Origin of the sequence: Escherichia sp. KCJ4928, assembly GCF_004352695.1 — a bacterium.
GTDB lineage: Bacteria > Pseudomonadota > Gammaproteobacteria > Enterobacterales > Enterobacteriaceae > ECMA0423.
In genome coordinates this window covers 1-10117 of the sequence record NZ_SJWV01000151.1, presented here as the reverse complement: position 1 = coordinate 10117, position 10117 = coordinate 1, and the positions used below count along the sequence as shown (strand labels likewise).

The window sequence follows — 10117 nt, the reverse complement described above, 5'->3', positions numbered from 1 at the left end:
GGGGGTATCAATGATTGTTGCGCCAAACGGCTGGTGTGATCACGCGCACATTAATGAAGGCATAAAAAAAAGCCGGCATCATGCCGGCCCAAAAAATATAAACAAGACGATAAAAGGCTAATAACGGAGGCATCATGACACAGAAAAATAAAAAGGTATAATTGTATTCAGTGCTAATATATTGATTAAATGAATTAATAAAGCCGATCTCAAAGATAAATAAAATCGCTCAAAACGATTTTTCCTGTATTCACTGCCGTTGCGCAAAAATTATCTATTTGTTCAAAAAATGAGTGAGTCTTGACTGGCTCATCCAATGTGGAAAAATGTGACTTTTATCACATAATAGTACTAAGTCTGAATTTTCCGGGTTATCTCAAAATGGAATACGGTTCGACAAAGATGGAAGAGAGACTCTCTCGCAGCCCTGGTGGCAAACTGGCTTTGTGGGCTTTCTATACATGGTGTGGCTATTTCGTCTGGGCAATGGCGCGTTACATCTGGGTGATGAGCCGGATCCCCGATGCCCCCGTGTCGGGATTTGAAAGCGATTTAGGCTCTACCGCGGGAAAGTGGTTAGGGGCACTGGTCGGATTTTTATTTATGGCTCTGGTCGGGGCATTGTTAGGCAGCATTGCCTGGTACACCCGACCTCGTCCCGCACGTAGCAGACGCTATGAATAAAAACTGCTAAGGTGGCGACTCTTTGGCAACGGAGCGCGTATGGACTTACAACACTGGCAGGCACAGTTCGAAAACTGGTTGAAAAACCATCATCAGCACCAGGACGCGGCCCATGACGTGTGTCATTTTCGCCGCGTCTGGGCTACGGCACAGAAGCTGGCGGCAGATGACGATGTCGATATGCTGGTGATTTTAACCGCCTGTTATTTTCACGATATTGTGAGCCTGGCGAAAAATCATCCGCAAAGGCAGCGTTCTTCAATCCTGGCGGCAGAAGAGACGCGTCGCCTGCTCCGTGAAGAGTTCGAGCAATTTCCGGCGGAGAAAATCGAGGCCGTTTGTCATGCCATTGCCGCTCACAGTTTCAGCGCGCAAATCGCCCCCTTAACAACGGAAGCTAAAATTGTCCAGGATGCGGATCGGCTGGAAGCCCTGGGGGCGATTGGCCTGGCGCGCGTGTTTGCCGTTTCAGGGGCATTGGGCGTGGGGCTGTTTGATGGTGAAGATCCGTTCGCACAGCATCGCCCGCTTGATGATAAACGCTACGCGCTGGATCATTTCCAGACTAAGTTGCTGAAGCTACCGCAAACCATGCAAACCGCAAGAGGCAAGCAGCTGGCGCAGCACAACGCGCATTTTTTAGTCGAGTTTATGGCGAAGCTCAGTGCCGAACTGGCGGGGGAGAATGAAGGTGTCGATCACAAGGTGATAGATGCGTTTTCACCCGCGGGATAAGCGCGTGGCCCTAAATGGCTGTAATTATGTTAACCTGTCGGCCATCTCAGATGGCCGGTTAAATCTATGCAGGAAAATATATCAGTAACCGATTCATACAGCACCGGGAATGCCGCACAGGCAATGCTGGAGAAACTGCTGCAAATTTATGATGTTAAAACGCTGGTGGCGCAGCTTAATGGTGTGGGTGAGAATCACTGGAGCGCGGCAATTTTAAAACGTGCGCTGGCGAATGACTCGGCATGGCACCGTTTAAGTGAGAAAGAGTTCGCCCATCTGCAAACGTTGTTACCCAAACCACCGGCACATCATCCGCATTATGCGTTTCGCTTTATCGATCTATTTGCCGGAATTGGCGGCATCCGTCGCGGTTTTGAATCGATTGGCGGACAATGCGTGTTTACCAGCGAATGGAACAAACATGCGGTACGCACTTATAAAGCCAACCATTATTGCGATCCGGCGACGCATCATTTTAATGAAGATATCCGCGACATCACCCTCAGCCATAAAGAAGGCGTGAGTGATGAGGCGGCGGCGGAACATATTCGTAAACACATTCCTGAACACGATGTTTTACTGGCCGGTTTCCCTTGTCAGCCATTTTCGCTGGCTGGCGTATCGAAAAAGAACTCGCTCGGGCGGGCGCACGGTTTTGCCTGCGATACCCAGGGCACGCTGTTTTTTGATGTGGTACGCATTATCGACGCGCGTCGTCCGGCGATGTTTGTGCTCGAAAACGTCAAAAACCTGAAAAGTCACGACCAGGGTAAAACGTTCCGCATCATCATGCAGACGCTGGACGAACTGGGCTATGACGTGGCTGATGCAGAAGATAATGGGCCAGACGATCCGAAAATCATCGACGGTAAACATTTTCTGCCGCAGCACCGTGAACGCATCGTGCTGGTGGGTTTTCGTCGCGATCTGAATCTGAAAGCCGATTTTACCCTGCGTGATATCAGCGAATGTTTCCCTGCGCAGCGAGTGACGCTGGCGCAGCTGTTGGACCCGATGGTCGAGGCGAAATATATCCTGACGCCGGTGCTGTGGAAGTACCTCTATCGATATGCGAAAAAACATCAGGCGCGCGGTAACGGCTTCGGTTATGGAATGGTTTATCCGAACAATCTGCAAAGCGTCACGCGTACGCTGTCTGCGCGTTATTACAAAGATGGCGCGGAAATTTTAATCGATCGCGGCTGGGATATGGCCAAAGGTGAGAAAGACTTTGACGATCCGCAGAATCAGCAACATCGTCCACGTCGGTTAACGCCTCGTGAATGCGCGCGCTTAATGGGTTTTGAAGCGCCGGGAGAAGCGAAATTCCGCATTCCGGTTTCGGACACTCAGGCCTATCGCCAGTTCGGTAACTCGGTGGTCGTGCCGGTCTTTGCCGCGGTGGCAAAACTGCTTGAGCCAAAAATCAAACAGGCGGTGGCGTTGCGTCAGCAAGAGGCACAACATGGCCGACGTTCACGATAAGGCCACTCGCAGCAAAAATATGCGCGCGATTGCCACGCGTGATACGGCGATTGAGAAGCGCCTCGCCAGTCTGTTAACCGGGCAGGGCCTGGCGTTTCGCGTTCAGGACGCCAGTCTGCCCGGTCGCCCGGATTTTGTCGTTGATGAATATCGTTGCGTGATATTTACCCACGGCTGCTTCTGGCACCATCATCACTGCTATCTGTTTAAAGTGCCTGCGACTCGAACCGAGTTCTGGCTGGAGAAGATAGGTAAAAATGTTGAGCGCGATCGCCGCGATATCAGTCGCTTGCAGGAACTCGGCTGGCGCGTATTGATTGTCTGGGAGTGCGCGTTACGTGGGCGCGAGAAGCTGACGGATGAAGCGCTTAGCGAGCGTCTGGAAGAGTGGATCTGCGGCGAAGGTGCCAGCGCGCAGATCGACACGCAGGGGATTCATTTACTCGCTTGATGCGTCCTGAATCACTGGCGCAACTACGGGTTTTGCCGGGAAGAGATATTTTCCCAACGTGACCAGTACCACCGCGAAGACAATTACGCCGAGCGCCAGCCATTCAATCTTCGACAGCGTTTCTCCGCCCAGTCCCGTACCCAGCAAGACCGCGACCACCGGGTTAACGTAGGCGTAGCTGGTGGCGAGAGCCGGACTAACGTTGCGGATTAAATACATATAAGCGTTAATGGCGATAATCGAACCAAACAGCGCCAGATAGCCGACCGCAAGGAAGCCTGAAAGGGAAGGGAGTGCCGTCAGTTTTTCACCTGCAATCATCGACGCGATAATTAACACCACGCCTGCCGCCAGCATCTCAATCGCACCCGCCATCATCCCTACAGGTAAGGTAATGCGCGAGCCATAAACCGAGCCAAACGCCCAGCTAATCGAGCCGATTAAAATAAGAATCGCGCCCCACGGATTGCCGCTTAAATTTCCACCGCTATTGAGCATGATGATTCCGGCAAGCCCAATGGCGATACCCACCCATTCCAGTTTGCGCGTTTTAATGCCAAACAGGCGGCTGAAGCACAGGGTAAAGAGGGGCACGGTTGCAACCACAACGGCGGCGATGCCGGAAGGAACATTTTGATGCTCGGCAACCGTCACCATGCCATTACCGACAGCCAGCAATAACAGGCCAATCAGCGCGGCATTGAGCAGCGGACGTAGCGGGGGGAGTTTGTGTCCGCGCAGTAGCAAAAATGCCAGCAATAAAATACCGGCTGCCAGGAATCGAACGCCCGCCATCATTAACGGAGGCCAGCTTTCCACGCCAATCCGAATGACAAAATAGGTTGAGCCCCAAATGATATACAACGCAAACAGCGCGCCAAAAAGCGGTAACAACTGGCGGAAACGCATAATCCCTCACGGTGGAAATAAAAAGGTGGTTCATAGTAAACGTGAAAATCATTCTGCTGGCGAGAGATATAATTGCACTTGATTGTTAAAAAAATGTTGACCTGTGAAGCAAGTATCAGAGCTGCCGTTTTTGCTTCATACTTACACCCTTCAACAATAAAAATGAGAGGGAATGCTTTTGGCCGGGAGTAGTTTACTGACGTTGCTCGATGATATCGCCACACTGCTGGACGATATCTCCGTGATGGGCAAACTGGCGGCGAAGAAAACCGCCGGTGTATTAGGGGATGACTTATCGCTCAATGCGCAACAAGTTTCAGGCGTGCGGGCCAACCGGGAACTTCCCGTGGTCTGGGGCGTGGCGAAAGGATCGCTGATTAATAAAGTGATTCTGGTGCCGCTGGCGCTGATCATCAGTGCGTTTATCCCGTGGGCGATTACGCCTCTGTTGATGATTGGTGGCGCGTTTCTCTGCTTTGAAGGAGTAGAGAAAGTGCTGCATATGCTGGAGGCGCGTAAACATAAAGAAGATCCGGCGCAGAGCCAGCAGCGTCTGGAGAAGCTGGCGGCGCAGGATCCGCTGAAGTTTGAAAAGGACAAAATAAAAGGGGCGATTCGTACCGATTTTATATTGTCTGCCGAAATCGTCGCCATCACGCTGGGGATTGTGGCCGAAGCGCCGTTGCTTAATCAGGTGCTGGTGCTTTCAGGCATCGCGCTGGTAGTGACCGTGGGCGTCTACGGTCTGGTAGGGGTTATCGTTAAGATTGATGACCTGGGGTATTGGCTGGCGGAAAAATCCAGCGCGCTGATGCAGGCATTAGGTAAAGGGTTATTGATCATTGCGCCCTGGTTGATGAAGGCGTTATCGATTGTCGGCACGCTGGCGATGTTCCTCGTCGGCGGCGGGATTGTGGTACATGGTATTGCGCCGCTGCATCACGCCATTGAACATTTCGCCGGGCAGCAAAGTGCAGTGGTGGCGATGATATTACCGACTGTTTTAAATCTGATTCTTGGATTTATCATCGGCGGCATCGTGGTGCTGGGAGTGAAAGCCGTAGCGAAAATACGCGGTCAGGCACATTAATACTCGCACAGGCTATTATGCAAAATTCGCCATCTTCAACTAAGGTGAACAAGTTTCACTCGAAAAAAGGAGGCGAGTATGAGCTTTATGGTTAGTGAGGAAGTTACGGTTAAAGAGGGCGGCCCGCGGATGATTGTCACCGGATACTCCAGCGGTATGGTTGAGTGTCGTTGGTATGACGGTTACGGGGTCAAGCGGGAAGCTTTTCATGAAACCGAGCTTGTTCCGGGGGAGGGGAGTCGTTCTGCGGAAGAAGTTTGAAAGGGTATCATTAACACCAGGCCGGATCACTTCCGGCCTGGTGTGCCAATGCCTGCAATGAATGATAGTCGCGTCTTATCATGCCACCATTATAAAATTATCGCTGTTTTGCGGTACGCTATCGCCAGGTTATGCCAGAATCATAAAAAAGCAGGTTGGGAGTCGTCAGGGTGCAGCACGAGACAAAAATGGAAAACCAGAGCTGGTTGAAAAAACTCGCACGCCGCCTGGGGCCTGGTCATGTCGTTAATCTCTGCTTTATCGTGGTATTGCTTTTTTCCACCTTGCTGACCTGGCGTGAAGTGGTAGTGCTGGAAGATGCCTATATCTCCAGCCAGCGTAATCATCTGGAAAACGTAGCCAACGCGCTCGATAAGCATTTGCAGTATAACGTCGACAAACTGATCTTTTTGCGTAATGGCATGCGCGAAGCTCTCGTAGCGCCACTGGATTTCACTTCACTGCGTAATGCTGTAACCGAGTTCGAACAGCATCGCGACGAGCACGCCTGGCAAATTGAACTCAACCGACGACGCAGCCTGTCAGTCAATGGCGTATCGGATGCATTAGTCAGCGAGGGGAATCTCCTGTCTCGCGAAAATGAAAGCCTCGACAATGAAATTACCGCTGCACTGGAAGTTGGTTACTTGCTGCGACTGGCGCACAACACCTCGTCGATGGTTGAACAGGCGATGTATGTCTCGCGTGCCGGATTTTACGTTTCGACGCAGCCGACCTTGTTTACCCGCAATGTACCAACGCGTTATTACGGCTATGTCACCCAACCCTGGTTTATCGGCCATTCGCAACGAGAAAATCGTCACCGCGCGGTACGCTGGTTTACTTCGCAACCGGAACACGCCAGCAATACTGAACCGCAGGTTACCGTCAGTGTTCCGGTAGACAGTAATAACTACTGGTATGGCGTGCTGGGGATGAGTATTCCCGTGCGTACCATGCAGCAATTTTTAAGAAACGCCATCGATAAAAACCTCGATGGTGAGTATCAGCTCTATGACAGTAAGCTGAGATTTTTGACCTCTTCCAATCCTGACCATCCAACAGGGAATATTTTTGATCCTCGTGAACTGGCCTTGCTGGCGCAGGCGATGGAACATGACACGCGGGGCGGCATTCGTATGGACAGTCGCTATGTTAGCTGGGAACGTCTGGACCATTTCGACGGTGTGCTGGTGCGCGTCCATACGCTAAGCGAAGGCGTGCGCGGCGATTTCGGTAGTATCAGCATTGCATTAACCCTGCTGTGGGCGCTCTTTACCACCATGTTACTCATCTCCTGGTATGTGATTCGCCGGATGGTCAGCAACATGTATGTTCTGCAAAGCTCGTTGCAGTGGCAGGCGTGGCACGACACCTTAACCCGTTTATATAATCGTGGCGCACTGTTCGAAAAAGCCCGTCCGCTCGCTAAATTGTGTCAGACGCACCAACATCCTTTTTCTGTCATTCAGGTCGATCTTGACCATTTTAAAGCGATTAATGACCGCTTTGGTCATCAGGCGGGCGACCGTGTTCTTTCTCATGCTGCCGGATTAATTAGCAGTTCCTTGCGTGCGCAGGACGTTGCCGGGCGGGTCGGTGGTGAGGAGTTTTGTGTGATTCTGCCAGGCGCGAGTCTAACGGAGGCTGCGGAAGTCGCAGAACGTATTCGCCTGAAGTTAAATGAAAAAGAGATGTTGATTGCTAAGAGTACGACGATACGCATCAGTGCCTCGTTGGGGGTAAGTAGCAGCGAGGAAACCGGTGATTATGATTTTGAACAACTCCAGTCACTGGCCGACCGTCGGCTTTATCTCGCTAAACAGGCTGGGCGTAATCGGGTATTCGCGAGCGATAACGCTTAACTGGCGGAGAAAAAATGGTCCAGCCCTTCACGCCATCCTTCCGGTCCTTCACGCTGCGTTCGCCAGACGTGGGCCGGATCCTCATCATGCAGATGCACCCCTTCACGGTTTAGCCCTTTCACAATCACCGCGTAATCCATTACCTCCAGTAAGGGCGCATCGTTTGGCCCATCGCCCAGGCCAAGTGTGGTTGGGCGTTTGCCTGACAATTGTTGATAGGTCGCGATAATCCAGTTGGCAGCCTGATCTTTTCCGGCAGAGGCATCCAGGACGTGCCAGAAGCGCGCACCCTGCATAAACTGTAAGCCCAGTTCGTTCAGACGAGCGGTAAATTGTGCCATACGCTCGTCACTGTCGCGCCAGATTAGCGTTACCGACGCCTCATGCAGCTGCGTCAGCGCCGCCTGGCTACGGCTTAATCCCGTCCATTCGGCGATGGTTGCATCGTCGACATCATCGAAAGTCGTGAATTTAAAATGTTCTTTCTCGCGTAGCGTATTTAAAACCTGGCTGATTTCGCCATGGCTAATACCTGAGATGATGCGTGGAAAACCGTCTATATCCTGCCATTGTTCAGCAAGCTGGATCACTGCGCCATTTTCGGCAATCAGCGGTAACCCTTGTAGCCCCAACGTTTTTTGCAAGTACAGCATTTCCGCTGATGTTTTACTGCTACAGAGAATGACGGGAACATTCGCTTCGCGTAAACGGCTGAGCCAGGGGGCAGCCGGTTGCCAGTCATAACTATGACTGTCCAGCAGGGTGCCATCAAGATCGCTAAAAACCAGTAGTGGTTGTTGAATTGAAAACATGGTCGCGCAGTTCTCCCCTTACCAGGATGATTCTCAAAACAGCACAAATAATCAAAGATGATTTTTTCGGGAGCGATCCCGTTGACGCCAGAGCCACCAAGGGGTGACGCACGTCACATTTCTATTCATAAGTAGCGTTAATCATTCATATCGCGAATATTTTCTTGTCAGCGAAAAAAATTGCGGATAAGGTGATGAACACATCAGATTTCCTGGTGTAACGAATTTTTTAAGTGCTTCTTGCTTAAGCAAGTTTCATCCCGACCCCCTCAGGGTCGGGATTTTTTTATTGTGCATTCAACGATTCACTTCAGAGACGCTGAAGTCATGAATATCCAGTTCGAAGGCATCCGCCAATTCACGCCATGTATGATATTCACGTCCATCGACGCTAACGTGTTCAGAATCGTTCTGGCTGCGATGAACTTCGCTTTCGCTAATTTCATTGATCGCCGCCAGCAGGGCATCGACATCGACGCTGACCTCACGTTTTGCGGTATCGCTGTACTCTTTTGCGGTTTTCATCATCTTTCCTCGCAACCGTTACTCTGTTGTTGCCGCCAGTAGTTAAGTCCGCCTGGCATCTCTTAAGTATAGACCGTCGAGAAAATCAGCACTCGCGCGCGCCTGGCGCTGCCAGAAAAACGAAATTGTTCTACACTGGCACAAAGCCACAGGAGGAAAACGATGAAGGTGAATGATCGGGTAACAGTCAAAACGGATGGCGGTCCGCGTCGTCCTGGCGTGGTACTGGCAGTTGAGGAGTTTAGTGAAGGCACAATGTACCTGGTTTCGCTGGAAGACTACCCGCTCGGCATCTGGTTCTTTAATGAAGCAGGGCATCAGGACGGTATCTTTGTGGAGAAAGCAGAGTAATCTTATTCAGCCTGACTGGTGGGAAACCACCAGTCAGAATGTGTTAGCGCATGTTGACAAAAATACCATTAGTCACATTATCCGTCAGTCGGACGACATGGTAGATAACCTGTTTATTATGCGTTTTGATCTTACGTTTAATATTACCTTTATGCGATGAAACGGTCTTGGCTTTGATATTCATTTGGTCAGAGATTTGAATGGTTCCCTGACCTGCCATCCACATTCGCAACATACTCGATTCGGTTCGGCTCAATGATAACGTCGGCATATTTAAAAAAGAGGTTATCGTTGTCTCTTTTTTCAGAATATCGCCAAGGATATCGTCGAGAGATTCCGGTTTAATCGATTTAGAACTTATCAATAAATTTTTTCTGACCAATAGATATTCATCAAAATGAACATTGGCAATTGCCATAAAAACGATAAATAACGTATTGGGATGTTGATTAATGATGTGCTTGATGTGCTGACTGTTAGAAGCATCATGGATGAAACAGTCCTCATTAATAAACACCACTGAAGGGCGCTGTGAATCACAAGCTATGGCAAGGTCATCAACGGTTTCAATGTCGTTGATTTCTCTTTTTTTAACCCCTCTACTCAACAGATACCCGGTTAAACCTAGTCGGGTGTAACTACATAAATCCATAATAATCGTTGACATGGCATACCCTCACTCAATGCGTAACGATAATTCCCCTTACCTGAATATTTCATCATGACTAAACGGAACAACATGGGTCACCTAATGCGCCACTCTCGCGATTTTTCAGGCGGACTTACTATCCCGTAAAGTGTTGTATAATTTGCCTGGAATTGTCTTAAAGTAAAGTAAATGTTGCGATATGTGAGTGAGCTTAAAACAAATATTTCGCTGCAGGAGTATCCTGGAAGATGTTCGTAGGTATTATTTTTCGGATAATCCTTAGGATAACATGATAAACGT

12 protein-coding genes are annotated in these 10117 nt (G+C 50.1%); 8 read left to right on the top strand and 4 right to left on the bottom strand.

All coding sequences use genetic code 11. From position 1 onward, the window contains the following. Nucleotides 1-402: 402 nt before the first annotated feature. The 4 genes from drpB (at nucleotide 403) to vsr (ending at nucleotide 3355) form a co-directional block, all read left to right on the top strand. Complete coding sequence (drpB, locus tag E0D98_RS18025) at nucleotides 403-684, top strand: cell division protein DrpB (RefSeq protein ID WP_001297704.1); 282 nt, start codon at nucleotides 403-405, stop codon at nucleotides 682-684. Nucleotides 685-723: 39 nt separating this feature from the next. Further along, nucleotides 724-1419, top strand: a complete 696-nt coding sequence (locus E0D98_RS18020) for a phosphohydrolase (RefSeq protein WP_131890803.1) — start codon at nucleotides 724-726, stop codon at nucleotides 1417-1419. A gap of 66 nt (nucleotides 1420-1485) precedes the next feature. Further along, entirely contained in the window at nucleotides 1486-2904 is a 1419-nt protein-coding gene (gene dcm / locus E0D98_RS18015; protein ID WP_050877033.1) for a DNA-cytosine methyltransferase, read from the top strand. Continuing rightward, nucleotides 2885-3355, top strand: coding sequence for a VSPR family DNA mismatch endonuclease (vsr, locus tag E0D98_RS18010; protein ID WP_000786004.1), 471 nt, complete (start codon nucleotides 2885-2887; stop codon nucleotides 3353-3355). The genes dcm and vsr overlap by 20 nt, the downstream gene beginning before the upstream one ends. On the opposite strand, the gene yedA is transcribed toward vsr, so the two are convergent. Beyond that, nucleotides 3344-4264, bottom strand: coding sequence for a drug/metabolite exporter YedA (gene yedA, locus E0D98_RS18005; RefSeq protein ID WP_001212217.1), 921 nt, complete (start codon nucleotides 4262-4264; stop codon nucleotides 3344-3346). The genes vsr and yedA overlap by 12 nt on opposite strands. 172 nt (nucleotides 4265-4436) lie before the next feature. On the opposite strand from yedA, the gene E0D98_RS18000 reads away from it, so the two are divergent. The 3 genes from E0D98_RS18000 to dgcQ all read left to right on the top strand — a co-directional run bounded on the left by E0D98_RS18000 (nucleotide 4437) and on the right by dgcQ (nucleotide 7480). Beyond that, nucleotides 4437-5354, top strand: coding sequence for a DUF808 domain-containing protein (locus E0D98_RS18000; RefSeq protein WP_000922682.1), 918 nt, complete (start codon nucleotides 4437-4439; stop codon nucleotides 5352-5354). A 78-nt stretch (nucleotides 5355-5432) separates the two neighbouring features. Then, nucleotides 5433-5615, top strand: coding sequence for a DUF2158 domain-containing protein (locus tag E0D98_RS17995; protein ID WP_000009307.1), 183 nt, complete (start codon nucleotides 5433-5435; stop codon nucleotides 5613-5615). Nucleotides 5616-5785: 170 nt separating this feature from the next. Then, nucleotides 5786-7480 carry a cellulose biosynthesis regulator diguanylate cyclase DgcQ gene (gene dgcQ / locus E0D98_RS17990; RefSeq protein WP_001317160.1) on the top strand — a complete coding sequence of 565 codons (1695 nt, stop codon included), beginning with the start codon at nucleotides 5786-5788 and terminating at the stop codon, nucleotides 7478-7480. Here dgcQ and E0D98_RS17985 read toward each other — a convergent pair. Together E0D98_RS17985 and yodD are read right to left on the bottom strand one after the other, a co-directional pair. Continuing rightward, on the bottom strand, nucleotides 7477-8292 hold the full coding sequence (locus E0D98_RS17985; protein WP_000491498.1) for a mannosyl-3-phosphoglycerate phosphatase-related protein: 816 nt from the start codon (nucleotides 8290-8292) through the stop codon (nucleotides 7477-7479). The genes dgcQ and E0D98_RS17985 overlap by 4 nt on opposite strands. Nucleotides 8293-8589: 297 nt before the next feature. Continuing rightward, the gene (yodD, locus tag E0D98_RS17980; RefSeq protein ID WP_000844800.1) at nucleotides 8590-8817 is read right to left on the bottom strand and encodes a peroxide/acid resistance protein YodD; all 228 of its coding nucleotides are present in this window, start codon (nucleotides 8815-8817) and stop codon (nucleotides 8590-8592) included. A gap of 162 nt (nucleotides 8818-8979) precedes the next feature. On the opposite strand from yodD, the gene dsrB reads away from it, so the two are divergent. Then, nucleotides 8980-9168, top strand: a complete 189-nt coding sequence (gene dsrB / locus E0D98_RS17970; RefSeq protein WP_000867217.1) for a protein DsrB — start codon at nucleotides 8980-8982, stop codon at nucleotides 9166-9168. 43 nt (nucleotides 9169-9211) lie between these two features. Here the strand turns inward: dsrB and rcsA are convergent, their stop codons facing one another. After that, on the bottom strand, nucleotides 9212-9835 hold the full coding sequence (gene rcsA, locus E0D98_RS17965; protein WP_000103987.1) for a transcriptional regulator RcsA: 624 nt from the start codon (nucleotides 9833-9835) through the stop codon (nucleotides 9212-9214). Between the last annotated feature and the right edge of the window lie 282 nt (nucleotides 9836-10117).